Annotated in this window: 17 protein-coding genes and 1 tRNA gene; 8 read left to right on the forward strand and 10 right to left on the reverse strand. The window is 54.1% G+C overall.

The features are described 5' to 3' along the window. The first annotated feature begins 312 nt into the window (after positions 1-312). Positions 313-807, forward strand: a complete 495-nt coding sequence (locus DL239_RS19080; RefSeq protein WP_167685700.1) for a hypothetical protein — start codon at positions 313-315, stop codon at positions 805-807. A 191-nt stretch (positions 808-998) separates the two neighbouring features. Here the strand turns inward: DL239_RS19080 and DL239_RS21530 are convergent, their stop codons facing one another. The 4 genes from DL239_RS21530 to DL239_RS19100 form a co-directional block, all read right to left on the reverse strand. Then, positions 999-1,637: a hypothetical protein gene (locus tag DL239_RS21530; protein ID WP_206188538.1), complete on the reverse strand. Its 639-nt coding sequence runs from the start codon at positions 1,635-1,637 to the stop codon at positions 999-1,001. A 31-nt stretch (positions 1,638-1,668) separates the two neighbouring features. Next, a complete protein-coding gene (locus DL239_RS19090) occupies positions 1,669-2,325 on the reverse strand; it encodes a hypothetical protein (RefSeq protein ID WP_167685702.1) in 657 nt (218 codons plus the stop codon). A 96-nt stretch (positions 2,326-2,421) separates the two neighbouring features. Then, positions 2,422-2,874, reverse strand: coding sequence for a hypothetical protein (locus DL239_RS19095; protein ID WP_167685703.1), 453 nt, complete (start codon positions 2,872-2,874; stop codon positions 2,422-2,424). Positions 2,875-3,125: 251 nt separating this feature from the next. After that, positions 3,126-3,527 (reverse strand): hypothetical protein, encoded by a 402-nt coding sequence (locus tag DL239_RS19100; protein WP_167685704.1) that lies wholly within the window; start codon positions 3,525-3,527, stop codon positions 3,126-3,128. 876 nt (positions 3,528-4,403) lie between these two features. Here DL239_RS19100 and DL239_RS19105 point away from each other — a divergent pair. Continuing rightward, entirely contained in the window at positions 4,404-4,634 is a 231-nt protein-coding gene (locus DL239_RS19105; RefSeq protein ID WP_167685705.1) for a hypothetical protein, read from the forward strand. Positions 4,635-4,773: 139 nt separating this feature from the next. Here DL239_RS19105 and DL239_RS19110 read toward each other — a convergent pair. The 3 genes from DL239_RS19110 to DL239_RS19120 form a co-directional block, all read right to left on the reverse strand. Continuing rightward, positions 4,774-4,847 (reverse strand) — tRNA-Cys (locus DL239_RS19110). 85 nt (positions 4,848-4,932) lie between these two features. Then, complete coding sequence (locus DL239_RS19115; RefSeq protein ID WP_206188539.1) at positions 4,933-5,643, reverse strand: CbiX/SirB N-terminal domain-containing protein; 711 nt, start codon at positions 5,641-5,643, stop codon at positions 4,933-4,935. A gap of 36 nt (positions 5,644-5,679) precedes the next feature. Next, positions 5,680-6,858, reverse strand: a complete 1,179-nt coding sequence (locus tag DL239_RS19120; RefSeq protein WP_167685707.1) for a 4Fe-4S double cluster binding domain-containing protein — start codon at positions 6,856-6,858, stop codon at positions 5,680-5,682. 164 nt (positions 6,859-7,022) lie between these two features. On the opposite strand from DL239_RS19120, the gene DL239_RS19125 reads away from it, so the two are divergent. Next, complete coding sequence (locus DL239_RS19125) at positions 7,023-7,514, forward strand: hypothetical protein (RefSeq protein ID WP_206188540.1); 492 nt, start codon at positions 7,023-7,025, stop codon at positions 7,512-7,514. Between the two features lie 2 nt (positions 7,515-7,516). Here the strand turns inward: DL239_RS19125 and DL239_RS19130 are convergent, their stop codons facing one another. From DL239_RS19130 to DL239_RS19140, 3 genes are read right to left on the reverse strand one after another with little or no spacing between them, the layout of a single operon-like run. Then, entirely contained in the window at positions 7,517-8,122 is a 606-nt protein-coding gene (locus DL239_RS19130) for a TadE/TadG family type IV pilus assembly protein (protein ID WP_167685708.1), read from the reverse strand. Between the two features lie 2 nt (positions 8,123-8,124). Then, positions 8,125-8,661 carry a TadE/TadG family type IV pilus assembly protein gene (locus tag DL239_RS19135; RefSeq protein WP_167685709.1) on the reverse strand — a complete coding sequence of 179 codons (537 nt, stop codon included), beginning with the start codon at positions 8,659-8,661 and terminating at the stop codon, positions 8,125-8,127. Then, positions 8,658-10,313: a pilus assembly protein TadG-related protein gene (locus tag DL239_RS19140; RefSeq protein ID WP_167685710.1), complete on the reverse strand. Its 1,656-nt coding sequence runs from the start codon at positions 10,311-10,313 to the stop codon at positions 8,658-8,660. Before DL239_RS19140 ends, DL239_RS19135 begins: the two co-directional genes overlap by 4 nt. Before the next feature lie 333 nt (positions 10,314-10,646). On the opposite strand from DL239_RS19140, the gene DL239_RS19145 reads away from it, so the two are divergent. The 5 genes from DL239_RS19145 to DL239_RS19165 all read left to right on the forward strand — a co-directional run bounded on the left by DL239_RS19145 (position 10,647) and on the right by DL239_RS19165 (position 17,472). Next, the gene (locus tag DL239_RS19145; RefSeq protein ID WP_167685711.1) at positions 10,647-12,077 is read left to right on the forward strand and encodes a Glu/Leu/Phe/Val family dehydrogenase; all 1,431 of its coding nucleotides are present in this window, start codon (positions 10,647-10,649) and stop codon (positions 12,075-12,077) included. Between the two features lie 313 nt (positions 12,078-12,390). Next, positions 12,391-13,644 (forward strand): sarcosine oxidase subunit beta family protein, encoded by a 1,254-nt coding sequence (locus tag DL239_RS19150; protein ID WP_167685712.1) that lies wholly within the window; start codon positions 12,391-12,393, stop codon positions 13,642-13,644. Positions 13,645-13,737: 93 nt separating this feature from the next. Next, a complete protein-coding gene (locus DL239_RS19155; RefSeq protein ID WP_167685713.1) occupies positions 13,738-14,007 on the forward strand; it encodes a sarcosine oxidase subunit delta in 270 nt (89 codons plus the stop codon). Then, on the forward strand, positions 14,004-16,934 hold the full coding sequence (locus DL239_RS19160) for a sarcosine oxidase subunit alpha family protein (RefSeq protein WP_167685714.1): 2,931 nt from the start codon (positions 14,004-14,006) through the stop codon (positions 16,932-16,934). The genes DL239_RS19155 and DL239_RS19160 overlap by 4 nt, the downstream gene beginning before the upstream one ends. Further along, complete coding sequence (locus DL239_RS19165; protein ID WP_369410593.1) at positions 16,927-17,472, forward strand: sarcosine oxidase subunit gamma; 546 nt, start codon at positions 16,927-16,929, stop codon at positions 17,470-17,472. Before DL239_RS19160 ends, DL239_RS19165 begins: the two co-directional genes overlap by 8 nt. The last annotated feature ends 88 nt before the right edge of the window (positions 17,473-17,560 follow it).

Below are 17,560 nucleotides of genomic sequence, written 5' to 3' on the forward strand. Positions count from 1 at the left end.
ACAGGCAACGCGCCGCATAATCAAACCAACCAGATGAGCCAAACTCTCACTTAGTTTAGGCCGCCTTTGGACCCAAAAACTCTGCCGACGCACAGCTGGGGAACCCAAAAAGATCAAGGCAACTAACAATCTGAAAGCGCGTATTGTCATCTTCATCTTCTCCTTTGTTGGGCTTACAAATTCCGTTTACGAACTGTAAAAGGAGCAGTCGTAGACGTCTGAGTAGTTGAATGAAATTTGACTGCTATTGGACGCAGCAGAAGCATTGTCGGTCTCACTATTATACAACTCGGCAATTTGGAGGAACATACATTGGCTTACCAAGAGAAAAAGCGCGAAATGCTTGCTTTCAAGAACTCGAATCGCGCATGGGTAATGGCTGAGCTAAAGAAGCTCTTCGACGAGTGGGAGGCTTGGGCGAAGTTTGTTCAAACTATTGAGGACCACCCCTTCGATCGAAATACTCAGTCTGAAATTTTTGCCGATGGCGTTGAAAATCTAGACAAACACGATATTTTGCGAACAAAGACACTTACATTTTTGGATAACAATATTCAGGGGCACAACTTTATGCGCTCAAATGAATATGAAGAGCCGTTTGAACGAACCGACCTTAGGCTCATTTTGAGGGTTCCCCATCGGATCAAGGATTTAAAAGTCCTATTAGCCTCCCTTGAGTATGCGTTGGTACCGGACGGTTTCTGGAAAGAACGCGGCAAATCCCTTCTCAACAGCATTGAAGATAAGGCGCCAGATTCGGCATTGAGAATTGTAGAGAGTTATCTGAGAAACCCAACGCAAGGCTGATAACACTACGTTTATGCAGAGACTGGGGAGAGCGCCGATATGGATACCGGTACTGCTTGACTGGACAGTTCGAATTCTTCGCCTACTTTTCTTAGAACCTGCTTTGGGCGGCGGGAACGCGGCCTGCAACGATAGCATCCCTTTCGTGGCGGGTCGCACTCCTCCCTTATCGGACTGGCAAATCGCTGACGTCAGACCGCTTTGGGGTCTGGAAGGCTTTCACCAAAATCCAAAAGCATATCCGATAATGCCTTACGCGGCTCATCCCTCTTCTGTTTGGATTCTCCATCATAAACAACGAAGCCGATAGATCCGGTTTCATTGTCGATCATTGGCTTGACGGCATAAAATCCCTCCCCACGGTATTCTTCACCATCGGGAAGGGTAATTGGTCGATTTTTCTTCGACCCTTGTTGAGGCGTCTGCTTTGAAATCATCATTCGGTACGCCCCAAACCTTTGCGTCAACTTAGAAAGTTTTGAACGGTTTGGGTGCCCTTCTTCCGTTGCTTTTCGCACAGAACGTAACATTTCTCCTGCGCTCACTATCCAATATCGCGTAAGTTGGATCTGCAGCCGTGTCCGACTAAACGGGTACCCTCCACTTACACCCGTTTCTCGCACAAAACTGAGTTGGTCATTTTCCATCTCGCGAAGAAGGCAATCGATTCGCCCATCTCCAACACCAGCGTCATGAGCTATCGGCTCACGTTGCATAGCTTCCAATTTACCATGCAGCGACCGCCAGCGTCTGTACGTTTCTTCATGGCGCTCACAAGCAAGCACAAATCCGTACTCCAAATATTCAATAGGGTTTACCGGCTCCTGCACCATATGCTGTCGTGCCTCCCATGTCGGATCTTCAGTTTAAGCGATCTTCAGACAAGCCAAACTCGACAAGGTACAACAAAAAATTCCTTCCGGTCAGTGTAATTTCGAACCGCCCATTTTTCTCTTCGATGAAATTCCAATCGCAGAGAAACTTAATATAACTATCTAAAGACCATTTCTCAAAGACAGGAAGTTCTTTCTTCAAATCAGCAAACTGAGCCTCCGCTTCGGAGCGAGTTTTCCCATTACTATTGAGCTCTTTCAATGCCCGGATTTGACTGCCAAAGATGTCTGCATAAGCTCGTGCGAACCCAAAATACATCTGCTGAATAGTCAGAGCGCGAAGTAATCGGTCCTCCTTGGTTCCGTCGGTCACCGCCTCCAAGGATCGCCTATTTTCTTCTTCCAATACTATGGCACTTGGGTCAGACAGTTCTTTGAGGAGCTTATCTGAAGGCTCAACGGATTCAACTTTTTTCAACTCCGGCACCACCTGATGCGGTGGCGAAATCACGATTCCATCCTTCCCAACATGGGAGACCCTTGGAATAAGATCCTTCAATTCGCTAGAAAAAAAGTAAGCCACAACCGCTACTGCGAGGGGCCACGACATCCCCTTGATTAAATCAAAGATAAGAATGAGGTAGGGAATAAACGTTCCCGGTTCATAGGATTCACTGAGTAGCATTCACGTCCTCTTTTGTTAGACCAGCAGCCCAGTCGCTGTGACCGCGTAATATTCGCCGAGTGTCTGATTTCGAACTGATATGTAAGCCGCGAGATATTATAAATTTGGAATGGAATAAAGCAGACCGCGCAACACTTCTTCACTCTCTAGATTAATTCTACAAACGGCATCAAGCCGAGCACCAACCAAGTTTCGCTTTAAGTCGTCCGGCATAGATTGCTCAAAGTCGGCGGCTTCATTGCCGGTCGGAGGAGTACAGTTCGACCATGTATCCTCGAGCCAATGTGGCACCTGAAGAGGTAGGCTGAGATACATTCTCTCTGGGTTGACATGGATGAGTTGCCGAAAAAACTTAGGGCTTTCTACTCCTGTTGGATTGGAAACCTCCTGGCCAAAAACAACACCTCTCAACCCTCCACGCGAAAACGCATATGCGCCTTCAGGCAAATGGGGGATATTGAGCAGGCCTTTTTGATGCCAGCCGAAAGTAGCGAAGCCAATTACTCCTACAATGCACAGAAGTAGCATTCTAAAAAACCATTTGAACATCAAAATCCTCCTTTGTTGGACTAGCGTGTAGCGCTAATCGAGAGCTTCCAGCCGCCACAAACGGAACAAGCACGCTTGGAACGTTCAAAGCCACTGGAGGCTTCAAGCTCCCGCGTCTTGTGGTTAGCGTGCTGCCTGACAGACAATTCTAATTTCTCCGCGAGACAGTCGTCGCATATACATTCAGGGGAAATCCTCTTCACGAGATCAATTACGTCATCGATAACAGTCATAAATTCTCCTTTTCTGTGCTATATCTTTTTGCACCCCTCAAGGGCTTTAACATCAGTCAAATCGGTCTCAGTCGCAGTGCAGCGCTTTTCAGTGATCAAGTGGGCCTTGGAGATTGTTGGAATGCTCAGTCCCTCGACCTCAAAGATAACGCGCTCAGAGAACACTTTCTCTATTGGGACAGAGCAGGTGCTCTTCAGCAGGTCGACTCCTCGAATAGGCATCTGAATTGCCTCGGAGCTAACCTTCCAATCGTCAATATCCCGTTGCCTGAACGTACGCCATGTGAGGTCTAGGTCCACTAAGCGATCAAGGTTCTCGTCTTCTGGTGAAACTAAGATATCGAGGTCTTTCCTGTCTCGACGGTGACCGTGCAACCCGACTGCAGCGCCACCAATCACGACGAAATTCACTCTCAACATGAGTAGTTCTTTCAATAACTCTTGCTCATGGTCCTTGAAAGACTGCACACTCCGCTCCTTTGATGGACATGCATGTGATCATCTGGGCACGGTATCCGGTTAGACTTCGAATTAGACGGCGACCAAATCCAATCCCTATACAACGCATACAAGAGACTTGATTGAATTCCAAATCAACCGCAACCTGCAAGAAGCGGCATTTTTCTTGAGTCATTTAGATTGATACCAGGTAGGAAATATCCATGAAGTTCATTTGTTTGGCATTAATTGGGGCGACGGCAATTGCGTCAGTCGCAACCGCTGCACCTGTCGAAATCATTCAAGCACCTTCTGGTGACAAGTTGGTTCATTCAAAGTGCAAGACAAAGTCCAACAAGTGCATGGCTCAGGCTGCAAAAGCCTGTAACGGCCCATATCAAGTAATCGATAGTGAAAGCCACGCCGGAGGCATTTTTGCGGATTTAATGCCAGGCCCCATCACATGGTACTCAATGACAGTTCAATGTGGGACGTCGGACGGGGCGTTTCCAAAGTTTCAGTTTCGTGGTCAGAGCTACCAACCGCCAAGCTACGTGCAATGTAACGCTTATGGTGGCTCTGTAATTTGCTTTGGGAACTAAGCTCCAAAGACCCGACCAACGAAAACAGAATTCGGGTCTGGTGTGCTGTAAAAAGTGAAGACGCGAAGGTCGTGGGCGCCTACGGTCTGTGTGCTCGTTCTATCCAAATTGCGGAAGCTGCTGGTATATTGGCGCGACGTTGAGACAGGCACCCGGGTCCGGTCGTTTATCTAGTGGCTTTGGCTATGGATCAATCCCAACAGGGGCAGGGACTAGGCGGTGCCTTAATGGCGGATGCCGTCGCCGTTGTATTGATGTGGCGGACAGTATTGGAACCAAGGCCTTCGTGACGGATGTTCTGGACGACGATGATTTTGACAGGCGCATGAAAGTCTACAGGGACATCGGTTTCGACCACATCGACCCGGCTGGTGATCCCAAACGTCTATATCTGACTATCAAGGATGCAGATTCGGCGGACTGCCATTTGCCGCTCTATGCATCACCATTCCAAAGAACCTTCATGCCAGCAGAGTTGGATAACTAATATGTCCGTCAGACTTCGTTGGTGCTTCCGGATGGCAGCAGCGCGCTACACTCTGATTCCGCGGGTGAATTGTTTCAAGTTCGGCCCCATGGTAGCCCCATGATAAGGGTTGCGGTGCCTGCTAAGTCATTGAAAAGATTGGAGGCGAGTACGAGAATCGAACTCGTGTACACGGATTTGCAATCCGCTGCGTCACCACTCCGCCAACTCGCCGCCTATGGTGTGTGTCGTGATTAATCACAAGCGTCCGAGGCGTGCAAGGGCTCAATTATCGTCAGAACGCGGTTGTTTGAATTTTTTATCGGATTTCGGCCGTACGCCTGCAGCTCAGGAGCGCCTGAGCAATGAGTGCTGCGGTGCCGGGGAGGGCTCCGGTCACTTGCAGCGGCGCGTCGTGGACACTTGCTGCGGTCAGCGATTGGGGAATGTCGGTTCGGCTGTGATCGCCGGATTGCGCGAAAAAGGGGAGGCAAAGCGCTCGGTCCTTCAATCCCCTCGCGGCGGTTTCAATCGTCGGGGCCTGTTCCACAAATCCGGTGGCGATCCGGGCCAGTGGCAGCAGAGGGCGTAGGGCTGTTGCAAAATTATTCGCCGCCTCAGCCGCCTTTGGTCCCCGCGCCGAGCCATGCGCAGCCAAGAGCAGGTCGTAATCCTGACCTGTCCAACCACGCTGAGCCACTTCGTGGTCTATTGCTGCGGCTACAAGAGCGGGCAGGGCTGGGTCTAACCCAAAGGGGCAGGCCATCTGATGCGGGATATCGCCGATTCGTCGGGGCAGAACCTTGCCCACAAACCAGCCTCGGGCCATGAAAAACGGATAGATGATAACACCGGGCGTCAGTTCCGCTTTGAACCGACCGGGTGCGGATAGGGTAGCCGAGCGGATTTGCCATTCTGGCAACAAATCCTGCACCTGTGCCGCCAGTCGCGCCAGCGCCGCTTCGGGCGGGTTCGGGTCAGATGGCTGGCCATGGGCGGTGATCAGGGCTATGGGGCGGGTGTCTGGCATCATCATCCTTGGCGTTAGCTACCAGATGGGAATAGGCTAGTCGGCGTTTTTGGTCCACCACTCTCCGGGTTTTGTCCGTCCGCCGCGGGATTTGGAAAGCCTTAGGGCCAGACGTCGCAACGGCGACAAGGCAAGTCTAAGCCACAATCGGTGGCGATACTGGGAATAGTCGCGGTTGAACGGGCAGACCCGCATGCAGATGGCGCAGTCCGACGACAGTTTGGCCCAGAACGAGAAGCATTTCTCAGCGTCCGACGTCCATTTGCGCACGCCTTTGATCGCCGAGACATTGCTGCCGCCGACTTCAGGAGGGCCAAAGGGCAGGGCCTTGACCGGGCAGGCATCGGCGCACTTGGTGCAGATATCGCAAAAGTCCCGAACCCCCTTGGGCTTGGCGCTGTCATGCGCCAGCGGCAGGTTGGTAAAGATCTTAGAGAACCGCAGTCGGGGGCCAAATTCGGGCGTGATAACCATCTGGTTGCGGGCGTATTCACCCAGACCGGCTTTGACTGCGTATGGAATGACCAGACCGGTGTCATTCATCGACGGCACTGCCTCATATCCCAGATTTCGGATATAAGCAGCCAGTTGCATCACAATCGACGCTTCGTGGCTGTATTCGCGCCCCGTGGCTGCCCCGGCAAGGGCCGAAGGGTAAGTCGCGACAAGATCCTGATCCATTTCATGGCCCAGTACGATCACGGTGTTCAGGCCCTCTGGTAAGTCATGCGGCGCGTCAGACATATCGCGGGTGTCAACACGGCTGGTATATAGCCAGCGTTCATCCAGATCGGTGACACCACAAAGATCGGCGCCAAAGAATTTGGCGATGCGTTTGATTTCGGCTGACATTCGCGCTGGGTCATCTACGTCAACGGTTTCTTCCGCGACAGGCGTGTCAGATTGGATCTGTGCTTGAAACCCCTGACGCAACCCTGCTTCCGCAGTGCGATTAGATACAATGTCCGAGATCAGCCAGGATGCGTTGCGCAGGGCAAAATCGCGGCGGCTAAATCCGTCTCCCCGGCGTGGCGCGGCTTCCATCCGGTATGAGGCAAAGAACTTGGCGCTGTGTTTCGACATGACCCTGTCATCCCAAAAGGCGCGGGTGAAAATATCGTTGCGCTGGGCAAAGCCCTCAAAGTCGTCTGTGACGTCGATGCCTGCGTCGGCGTCGCCATCACGTTGGGGCGGAGTGTTGTTGGGCCATACCATTTGGGGAGGCTATCGAGCGGCGGGCAATCATGCAATACATTCAAATGCTTGCAGCGCAATTGGGTGGGTGTTAAATTGCAAGCATCGCTGCCTCTCTATTGCAAGGGCTGTTCGTGGTCTCAATTTCGCGCTATTGCCGCGTTCAATTGAATGGGGAGTGGAACATGAGCGACGAAATCGTAGCAACAATCAGGGCATCAGAGGCTCGCCGCTATATGGGCGTTGGCATGTTGGGCTCTGTCGGCGCTTTGGTTCTCTATGTGGCACTGTCCACGCCTCCGTCAGCAGGATGGCTGCTATTCTTACTGGTTGTTGGGGGGGCGACCATCTGGCTGGCTGCACGTATGTGGCAGGCAACTGCTTTCACGATTGAGCTGACTGAGACCGAGCTGCGCTGTTCTGATGGTAACGTGATCGCGCGGATTGATGATATTGAAAACATCGACCGCGGTTTCTTTGCTTTCAAGCCCTCAAATGGATTCCTGATCAGAACCAAAACCCCGGGCAGCCGCATCTGGCAGCCGGGGCTGTACTGGCGTATGGGGCGCCGGATTGGCGTTGGCGGCGTGACGCCCGGATCGCAAAGCAAGGCTGCATCGGAAATCCTGGCTGCAATGGTTGCGATGCGCAGCCAGGGTGGTGATGGTCGGCTGTAGTCTTAGTCGATGGGTTCGACGTCGACTTCATCATTGTGTGTGCCGCCGGCTGTTAAACTGCCCTCAAAGACAATCTGCGGAGCAAAACGTGGCCGGGTGAATACAAAGTTGTAGATGTTCATATCCGGCAGCCCAATTTTAAAGGCTGCGTCGACGGCGTTTTGGGTTTCCACCAGAATGACACGTTCCTGATCGGGCATAGTAGGCAACCTACTCTCAACTTCGCTGATCGTGGCATCCGTCCAAGAAAGCATCTGGGTGCCGCGATTGACGGACCAGTCAACGTAGTAGCGATTGTCAGCTTCATCCCAGCGAATTACCGAGATACGCAGCGAGATTGTCGATCCAGCGCGGATCAGCACCTCGGTCAGTGCGTGCATGCTGTCTATGTAGTCGTTGTTAACGGCATTGGTCTCACGAGAGATGAGATCCGAAATCGTATAGGCGGCTTTTAGGTTGGCGCTTTCCTGTTTGAAGGCATCAAAATAGGTATAGATTGCCGCAAACACCAGAAGCAGGGCCGGAAGATAGAATGCGGTCTCGATTGACACGGATCCATCAGTGTCACGGCGAAAGGCCTTAAGGATGGGCTTTACGAAACGTTTCATGATTACCTCGGCTCCTGAACAAATGCTGACGAGGCAAACAGGCTGACACGACCGTCGCCGTCTTTTTGCAGACTGTCTCCTAGCCCCCATTGCGGGAATATGGGGTTGAACTTCATGCAGGCCCGAATGAACATCAATTCATTGGACTGCCCACTGGTGAAACTGCGAACCGGCTGCACTTCTTCGACCGCGGTGATACAGTCAGGAGTTTCGTCAATCGCAACCCAGTTATAGGGGTCCACCTGCACCATCTCTAGGCGCAGTGAAGTAGAGCAATTGTCAATGAAACCGGATCTTGCACAGATGCTGTCTCGGATGTCGTTATGCTGCTGTACCGCACCAGTCCCTAGTCGGATGTCACGAACGGTTTGGTCCAATGCGCGTTCCAGCATTGTCTGCTTGATAGTGATTAGCCCCAATTCAACTGTGGACACTAAAACCATTAGAAAGAGAGGCACGACAATTGCGAATTCCACTGTGGCGTTGCCATCTTCACGGCCCCGGAATTTGCGTAACGACTGTAAGGTGCGTGTAATCATTGGGTCAACCTCAGCTGGCGGATCGACGTTGCAATAGAGGCAAAGGCTTCCGAGATTTCCAGTCCGTCTACATCAAAAAAGTGCGCGTCAGAGCTGGCGCAGTCTTTTAGGACTGCCCGGCCGCTGCTGGGCGCCTCAAATCCGATCGTGTAGACAATAATACCCTGCGCCTTAGCTGAGTCACAGATAGCCTTGGTGCGGGTGTTCTTTTCTGAAGACCTTACATAGTCGTAGACACCATAATACCACTCAGCCTTGGCGTCGTCGCTGTGCATCCAGTCGTTGTAGATGTATTTGTAGACGTATTTTAACCCGGTATAAGCCCAAAGCTCAGCTTGGCTCAGCCGCACGGCATCCCCTGTTTCATGGTCACCGTAGGGGTGTGATCTCCAGTTGCTGCTACGGTAATCGTAGCCGGGGTCGTCCCAATAATAGCCAACCCCATACTTGTCGTCGTAATACTGGTAGAACGATGAATATCGTTTAGCAGTTGCATTATACCAGATGCCAGAATCTCCGCTGCGATGTTCTGGTTCGATGAAATACTGCGAAGTATTCTGGCCATCGGTCATGAGCACAACAACCTTTAGAGTGTCCGGATCGTCATAACGGGACGGACGGTCGGCGAAATCGGCGGAGATTGTAGCGCCAACGCCCTGAGTAAGCTTTTCAATTGCTGGTTGGGTTGATCGATCTAACAGGGCGCTGCCCCACTTCATTCCAATATCAATTGATGTGTTTCCGGTGGCTACAAGGTTATTGATGAAGTTCTTAAGCGTTGCTTCATCCTGTTCGAACAGCAGCATCTCGCGGTCGTCGTCAGCAACACAGACCGGTGAGCTAACAAGGCTCGGCGTGGAATAGTAGGTGCGGCCGTCGCGGCTTGTCCACGGGCTAAAGTGCATCGTGCGTTCATGCCGGATTTCGGTGGAAAGCGAGGTGGTTCGAAAATCATCGTCGGTGAAATTGATACAGTTGGAGTAATCGTTGTCGTCTGTAAGAGTAAACTGCTCAAACAATTTATCTGTTCCAGACACCTGAGTGGCGTAAGGGACGATAGAAATCGACATCTTGCCAGGGGTGGTATTGGCCACCATGGTAGTGATGAATTCCTTGGCTGCCACCTTCAGGTTGGTTAGGCGACTGTTTGATCTCATCGAGCCTGAAACATCCAGCACCAACGAGATTTCCAACCCATCAATGCTCTCTTCCGCTGTTGAAGAGGCATAGATCGGAATGCTGCTCACTCCGGTCAAATTCATGTAGTGTGTTTCGAAGTCAGTGTTGACTGTGCTGCTCACCTTGCGATAGCCAAAGCCGTTGTCTGGGTCTTCGTATGGGGCTTGATAGTATTCGCTCAAGCCCGCTTTTGACAGGTAATCCATCACAACTGCAGCAGGCGACAGGGGTTGGTCCAGATCTGCTGCCGCCAGAACTGCACGGTCCAGAGTATACTGTAATTCAGTCCGGTCGCGCTCCATGCGCATCAAATCGACGCCAACACCGCCAACCGCAAGCATGGACAGGAAAATGGCTAAGGTAGGCTTTATCAGCACACCGCTCTCGTCCCTTGCATATCTGCACAAGGCTATTCTGCAGCGGTAAACCGCTGTCTTTGATAGGGCAGTTGTCTGGCGTAGTCGCAGTCGCATTGCAGTCCTCTCCGGCCCTTGGGTGGCAAAGGTCCCGTATGGATACTGTTAGAATTCGTTGAAGTGTTAATGCTTGATGAAGAAGGCGGAAATGGGGCGATCTTGCGGCGGAAACATTCAAATTGATCATAAAATTAAGGTAATATGAGTGGCGAGTATCGCTAATGCGCCGCTGGTTTGCGGTTTGGGTTAGGGTGTGGGCGTTCTCAAAATGCCGAGAAAACAGGTTTTTTAAAAGTAAATGCTTAAAAAGGTCGCACATTTTAGAAAAGTCGTCATAACGTGCAAATATTAATGAAGACGAGTCGTTTTTTACATCAGGGAGAATAGCCTATGAGCAATCTCAACGAACCCAGTTTCCGTGAAAGCGTGGATCTGATGTTCAGTAGGGCAGTTGCCCTGATGGACTTGCCGCCGGGTCTAGAGGAAAAAATCCGGGTCTGTAACGCCACCTATACCGTTCGCTTCGGTGTCCGCCTACGCGGCGAGATCCAGACCTTTACTGGCTATCGCTCAGTGCATTCCGAACATATGGAACCGGTCAAGGGCGGTATCCGCTTTTCGTTGGGCGTTAATCAGGACGAGGTAGAGGCGCTAGCGGCGCTGATGACTTATAAATGTGCGCTGGTCGAGGCGCCATTTGGGGGGTCCAAAGGTGGGCTTTGTATCGACCCGCGCCAGTATGAAGAACATGAGATGGAACGGATCACCCGCCGTTTTGCCTATGAACTGGCCAAGCGTGACCTGATCCACCCCAGCCAGAACGTTCCTGCGCCTGACATGGGCACGGGCGAGCGTGAAATGGCATGGATCGCCGACCAATATGCGCGCATGAATACCACTGACATCAACGCGCGAGCCTGTGTAACAGGTAAGCCGCTGAACGCTGGCGGTATTGCTGGCCGTGTCGAAGCCACCGGGCGTGGCGTGCAATATGCGTTGCAGGAATTCTTCCGCGATCAGCGCGATATGGAGCAGGCCGGAATGACCGGCACTCTGGATGGTAAGCGCGTTATTGTGCAGGGCCTGGGTAACGTGGGCTACCATGCCGCCAAGTTCCTGAGCGAAGAAGATGGCGCAAAAGTCATCGGGATCATCGAATACGATGGCGGGTTGTATGATGCCAATGGTCTGGACGTCGAAGCTGTGCGCCAGTGGATTGGCCAGCACGGTGGCGTCAAGGGTTACCCGGATGCAACCTATTCCGAAGATGGCTCACCTCTGCTCGAAGCTGAATGTGATATTCTGGTACCTGCTGCGCTGGAAGGGGTGATTAATCTCTCCAATGCGGCCCGTGTCCAGGCTCCACTAATCATCGAAGCTGCGAATGGCCCGGTTACTGCTGGCGCAGACGAGATCCTGCGTAAAAAAGGCGCCGTGATCATCCCTGACATGTACGCCAACGCCGGCGGTGTGACAGTGTCCTACTTTGAGTGGGTCAAAAACCTGTCGCACATCCGCTTTGGCCGGATGCAGCGCCGTCAGGAAGAGGCGCGCCACCAGCTGGTCATCGACGAGCTGGAGCAGCTGCAGAACGTGATGGAAGGTCAGTGGAAAATGTCCCCCGACTTTAAGCAGAAATATCTGCGTGGCGCGGGTGAGCTAGAGCTGGTTCGCTCTGGTCTGGATGACACCATGCGGGTTGCCTATCAATCGATGCGGGATGTCTGGCACAGCCGCGATGACGTCACCGACCTGCGGACAGCTGCGTATCTGGTTTCAATCGGAAAAGTCGCTTCCAGCTATCGCGCCAAGGGGCTGTAGGTCTCCTTGCATTTAATACAAACGGCGCGCTGACATCAGCGCGCCGTTTTTGTTTTAGGCCATACGCCCAAGTGCTTTTTAATCCGTTGAGCAATAGGGAGCTGAGGCCTGCAGCAAGAGTAGGAGGTGTGATGCTGTATTTTGCACTAGACATAAGTGCCTAGTCTGTGCGTTTGTGCGAGCAAGAAGATGCCAGAGTGTCATGGGAACGCTCAAAGGGGGTAGGAGCCGCGTGCGAAAGCAGATAGCAATATTGTTGGGGAAGTGGTGGTGGAATTATCAACCTCCCGGTGTTTGAATTTGGAGGAGAGCCATGCGTTTTTCAGGCTGGCGGGTGCTCAAGGAAGGGCTGACAGGCAACAAGGGCTGGACCCCGCATTGGCGGGACCCTGAGCCACAGCCTGAATATGATGTGGTGATCATCGGCGGTGGCGGTCATGGGCTGGCCACGGGCTACTATTTGGCCAAGGAACATGGTTTCACCAATATAGCCGTTCTGGAAAAGGGCTATCTGGGCGGCGGCAACGTTGGTCGCAACACCACCATAGTGCGGGCCAACTACTACCTCCCTGGCAACTCCGAATTCTACTCCCACTCACTGAAACAGTGGGAAGGGCTGGAGGAAGAGTTGAACTACAACGTGATGATGTCCCAGCGGGGGCAAATCATGGTGTACCACAACGACGGTCAGCGCGACGCCATGGTGCGGCGCGGTAATTCGATCATCAATCAGGGCGATGATGCCGAACTGCTAAGTCGCGACGCCCTGCGAGAAATGGTGCCAATCCTCAATTACGACAATGCGCGCTTTCCTATCTTGGGTGGCTTGTTACAGCGCCGTGCAGGTACTGCCCGCCATGACGCAGTGGCCTGGGGCTTTGCCCGCGGGGCCGATCAGCGCGGCGTGGACCTGATCCAGAACTGCGAAGTCACTGGAATCGACATTGAAAATGGCAAGGTCAAGGGCGTTCAAACCAGTCGCGGAGTAATCCGAGCCAAAAAAGTCGCGCTGGCGGCTGCTGGACGCTCGGGGCAAGCCGCCGCGATGGCGGGTATGCGATTGCCAATCGAAAGCCATGTGCTGCAGGCCTTTGTCAGCGAGGGCATTAAGCCGGTACTGGATCACGTTGTGTCCTTTGCCGAAGGTCACCTGTACGTCAGCCAATCCGACAAAGGCGGGTTGGTGTTTGGCAGCTATCTGGATTTCTACAGCTCATATGCGGCGCGCGGTAATCTTCCGATGGTGGAACACACGATGGAGACAATGCAGGCGATGATCCCGGCTCTGGGCAAGGCAAAACTGCTCCGCAGCTGGGGTGGCATTATGGACATGACGCCGGATGGCTCTCCGATTATCGACCATTCGGGTATCGAAGGTCTCTATCTGAATTGCGGCTGGTGTTACGGCGGCTTCAAAGCGATCCCCGGTTCAGGCAATGCCTATGCGCATCTGATCGCCACCGACCGCCCACATGGTGCGGCGACCAAGTTCAGGCTGGACCGGTTCCGTGATGGACATGGGCTGATGGATGAGGAGGCGACTGGTGCGCAGCATAATTTGCATTGATCCAGGTCTTCGGAGGCGGATAGGGGGCGCTGCCCCCTCGGCCTTGCGGCCTCACCCCCGGAGTAGTTTTAGCAAAAAGAAGAGGGCTGGCGTATGAGGATCACCTGTCCAAATTGCGGTGAGCGGGATCGTCGCGAATTTTATGTCAAAGGCGCAGCTTTGGCGCGGCCTGATGTGGGCGCAGGGCTGGATGAGTGGCACGACCATCTCCACCTGCGGGACAATCCAGCCAGTGAAACCAAAGAATTATGGTATCACGAGATGGGGTGTGGCGCTTGGATCGAAGTGTGTCGCAATACAGTGAGCCATGAAGTGGTCTCAACCCGGTTGGCCTCGGGTGCAGAACTGGGGGGCAAGCGATGAGGATTGCAGGCAAGGGGCTGATGCAGGGCGCAAAGCCGGTGACTTTCTCGTTCAATGGACGCCACATGATGGGGCTAGAGGGAGACACATTGGCCTCGGCCCTGTTGGCAAATGGGGTGCATCTGGTGGGGCGGTCATTCAAATACCACCGTCCGCGTGGTATTTTGACGGCAGGAAGTGAAGAACCGAATGCGCTGGTGACCATCGGGTCTGGCGCGCAGCAGGACCCAAATATTCGCGCCACTCAGCAAGAGATATTTGAGGGGCTGGAGGCGCGCAGCCAGAACTGCTGGCCTTCGGTGGATTACGATGTGCAGGCGGTCAACGATCTTGCAGCGCCGTTCTTTGGTGCGGGGTTTTATTACAAGACCTTCATGTGGCCGTCGGCATTCTGGGAAAAGCTATACGAGCCGATCATTCGTAAGGCAGCTGGATTGGGTGCTTTGTCACGACAGGCGGACCCGGATGCCTGTGAAAAGGCCTATGCATTTTGTGATCTACTGGTGATTGGTGCGGGGCCTGCCGGATTGATGGCAGCGCTGGTCGCAGGTCGTGCGGGGGCGGATGTGATCCTGGCCGAGGAAGATGCGCATATGGGGGGGCGTTTGCTGTCCGAGGTGGAGGAGGTCGACGGCAAGCCGGCAGCCGATTGGATCGCACAGATGTTGGAAGAGCTGGATAACATGGACAATGTGCGCCTGATGACACGTACAGCTGTGACCGGGGCCTATGACCAGGGCACCTATGGTGCGCTGGAGCGGGTCGGCCATCACCACAGCCGCCGGGCAGGGCTGCCGCGTGAATGCTTCTGGCGGATTGTGGCCAAGCGGGCGGTGCTGGCTGCCGGGGCAATTGAACGTCCAGTCGCCTTTGCCAATAACGATCGCCCAGGCATCATGACTGCGGGTGCTGTGCGCAGCTATTTGAACCGCTGGGGCGTGGCGCCGGGACAGAACGTGACCGTGTTTGCCAACAATGATCAGGCCCATCGTACCGCGCGGGATTTGGTCGACGCAGGTGTACATGTCGCTATGGTCATCGACAGCCGTCACGATGCGCCGGACAGCAACCTGTACCCGGTGATGAAGGGCGCGCAGGTCTGTAGCAGTTCTGGCCGCAAGCGGGTCGAGAGCATCACTGTGCGTTCCGTCGCTGGGGAAGAAAAGATCCAGACCGACTGTTTGGCGATGTCGGGGGGCTGGAACCCATCCCTGCATTTAACCTGTCATTTGAACGGGCGACCACAATGGAACCGGGACATAGCGGGATTTGTGCCAGCTCCGGGCACGGTGCCGGGGCTGACCTGTGCTGGGGCGTGTAATGGTGAGTTTTCGACCGCCGGGGCATTGCGCGAGGGAGCCGCGGCTGCTGTGGAGGCGCTGGTAGAGCTTGAGATCAAACAGTCTGAGGTAACTCTGCCGCAGGCCGAGAATGACCTGTATCGCGTCACGGCCCTGTGGGCGGTGCCGGGCAAGGGGCGCGCCTGGTTGGATTTCCAGAACGATGTCACCGTCAAGGATGTGAAACAGGCGGCGACCGAGAACTTCCGCTCGGTCGAGCACATGAAGCGCTATACCACCCAAGGCATGGCCACCGATCAGGGCAAAAACTCAAACGTGGCGGCGCTGGCGGTGCTGGCGGATGCCACCGGGCGTGGGATACCGGAAACTGGAACTACCACGTTCCGGCCACCTTTTGCGCCGGTGTCGATTGCCGCGATGGGTGCAGGAGCGGCGGGACAGGGCTGTAAGCCGCAGCGATTTCTGACCTCGCACCGGGCAAGCCGTGAAATGAGAGCCGAGCAGATCGAAGTGGGGCTGTGGTATCGCGCCAGCTATTTCCCCAAGACAGGCGAAAACACTTGGCGACAATCCTGTGATCGCGAGATTGGGCTGGTGCGCAACCACGTCGGCGTCTGCGATGTGTCGACGCTGGGCAAAATAGACATTCAGGGACCGGACGCAGCCAAGCTGTTGGATTTCGTCTATACCAATACCTTTAGCACGCTAAAGCAGGGCAAGGTCTGCTATGGGCTGATGCTGCGCGAAGATGGTTTTGTCATGGATGATGGCACCACCGCCCGACTGGGCGAGAACCATTATGTGATGACCACCACGACCGCTGCCGCGGGACAGGTTATGGCGCATCTGGAGTTTGTGCGTCAGGCGCTGCGGCCAGAATGGGATGTGCAGATCACTTCGGTCACTGAACAATGGGCGCAGTTTGCCGTCGCCGGCCCCAATTCGCGTGATTTGTTGAATGGTCTTTTGAAAGAACAGATCGACGACACCAGTTGGCCATTCATGGCCTGTGGCGAGGTCGAAGTTCTGGGCGTGCAGGGGCGTTTGTTCCGGATCTCGTTCTCGGGCGAGCTGGCCTATGAGATCGCAATTCCGGCGCGCTATGGTGATGCCCTGTTCCGGGCACTGATCGAACAGGCAAAAGCGCTGGGCGGCGGTGCCTATGGCATGGAGGCCCTGAACGTGCTGCGGATCGAAAAAGGCTTCCTGACCCATGCCGAGTTGAACGGCACAGTCACGGCCTTTGATTTGGGAATGCAGGGTATGATGTCCAAGAAGAAGGACTTTATCGGCAAGGCTATGTCGACTCGTCCTGGCTTGATGGATGACGGCCGTGAGCAGTTGGTCGGGTTGAAACCTGTTGGCCCTGTCAAACAGATGACCGCAGGCGCGCATCTGTTTAATCCGGACGATCCTGTCGAGCGCATCTATGATCAGGGCTATGTGACATCGGCCGGCTTTTCGCCGACGTTGGGCCATTCTGTCGCCTTGGCATTCCTGAAAAATGGCCCGGATCGCATCGGGGATGAGGTGCGTCTGGTGGATCATATGCGTGGCATAGATGCGTTGTGCGAAGTGGTCGATCCTGTGTTTTTTGATCCAGATGGAGGTCGATCCCGTGGATGATCTAATTGCGATGACGCCCTGCGACGGGCTGTTGCCGGTGACCATCGGTGATGTCACCCTGACCGAGGATCTGCCTGTGGCGATGACCTCGATTGCGCCCTATGCTGGGCAGGACGAGGCGCTGAACGCGGCGTTGAAGGACGCGCATGGTTTGGATTTCCCAGCAATAAACCGCAGCACAGTTAAGGCCGACGCGCGTGCAATTTGGTTTGGGCAGGGTATCGCTCTGCTGCAGGGGCCAGCTGCCGCGATTGAACTGGCGAAATTTGCAGCCCTGACAGACCAAAGCGACGGCTGGGCTGTGGTGCGGCTAGAAGGCAAGGGGGCGGCGGATGTTCTGGCGCGGCTGGCACCAGTGGATCTGCGGCGACAAAACTTCAAACAGGGCCATACTGTTCGAACTGAGCTGGCGCATATGATGGCATCTATTACGCGCATAGGGCCGGATGCCCTTCAGATTATGGTATTTCGATCCATGGCGCGCACATTGGTGCATGATCTGAAAACAGCGATGGCAGGGGTTGCTGCTCGGGGATAGGCGGTCTTGCACCGTCTTCCGCGAAAACCGGTTCCCACTTTGTGACGGGCGCTTTAGTCTGGCGCGAATAAACTGATTCAACGGAGCT

This window comes from Parasedimentitalea denitrificans, assembly GCF_011813015.1.
Taxonomy (GTDB): Bacteria; Pseudomonadota; Alphaproteobacteria; order Rhodobacterales; family Rhodobacteraceae; genus Parasedimentitalea; species Parasedimentitalea denitrificans.

What these genes read in the sequence shown, in the direction of transcription:
- DL239_RS19090 (WP_167685702.1), bottom strand. Translation starts at nt 2,325, where the DNA reads ATGCTACTCAGTGAATCCTATGAACCGGGAACGTTTATTCCCTACCTC.
- DL239_RS19095 (WP_167685703.1), bottom strand. Translation starts at nt 2,874, where the DNA reads ATGTTCAAATGGTTTTTTAGAATGCTACTTCTGTGCATTGTAGGAGTA.
- DL239_RS19100 (WP_167685704.1), bottom strand. Translation starts at nt 3,527, where the DNA reads ATGTTGAGAGTGAATTTCGTCGTGATTGGTGGCGCTGCAGTCGGGTTG.
- DL239_RS19115 (WP_206188539.1), bottom strand. Translation starts at nt 5,643, where the DNA reads ATGCCAGACACCCGCCCCATAGCCCTGATCACCGCCCATGGCCAGCCA.
- DL239_RS19120 (WP_167685707.1), bottom strand. Translation starts at nt 6,858, where the DNA reads ATGGTATGGCCCAACAACACTCCGCCCCAACGTGATGGCGACGCCGAC.
- DL239_RS19125 (WP_206188540.1), top strand. Translation starts at nt 7,023, where the DNA reads ATGAGCGACGAAATCGTAGCAACAATCAGGGCATCAGAGGCTCGCCGC.
- DL239_RS19130 (WP_167685708.1), bottom strand. Translation starts at nt 8,122, where the DNA reads ATGAAACGTTTCGTAAAGCCCATCCTTAAGGCCTTTCGCCGTGACACT.
- DL239_RS19135 (WP_167685709.1), bottom strand. Translation starts at nt 8,661, where the DNA reads ATGATTACACGCACCTTACAGTCGTTACGCAAATTCCGGGGCCGTGAA.
- DL239_RS19140 (WP_167685710.1), bottom strand. Translation starts at nt 10,313, where the DNA reads ATGCGACTGCGACTACGCCAGACAACTGCCCTATCAAAGACAGCGGTT.
- DL239_RS19145 (WP_167685711.1), top strand. Translation starts at nt 10,647, where the DNA reads ATGAGCAATCTCAACGAACCCAGTTTCCGTGAAAGCGTGGATCTGATG.
- DL239_RS19150 (WP_167685712.1), top strand. Translation starts at nt 12,391, where the DNA reads ATGCGTTTTTCAGGCTGGCGGGTGCTCAAGGAAGGGCTGACAGGCAAC.
- DL239_RS19155 (WP_167685713.1), top strand. Translation starts at nt 13,738, where the DNA reads ATGAGGATCACCTGTCCAAATTGCGGTGAGCGGGATCGTCGCGAATTT.
- DL239_RS19160 (WP_167685714.1), top strand. Translation starts at nt 14,004, where the DNA reads ATGAGGATTGCAGGCAAGGGGCTGATGCAGGGCGCAAAGCCGGTGACT.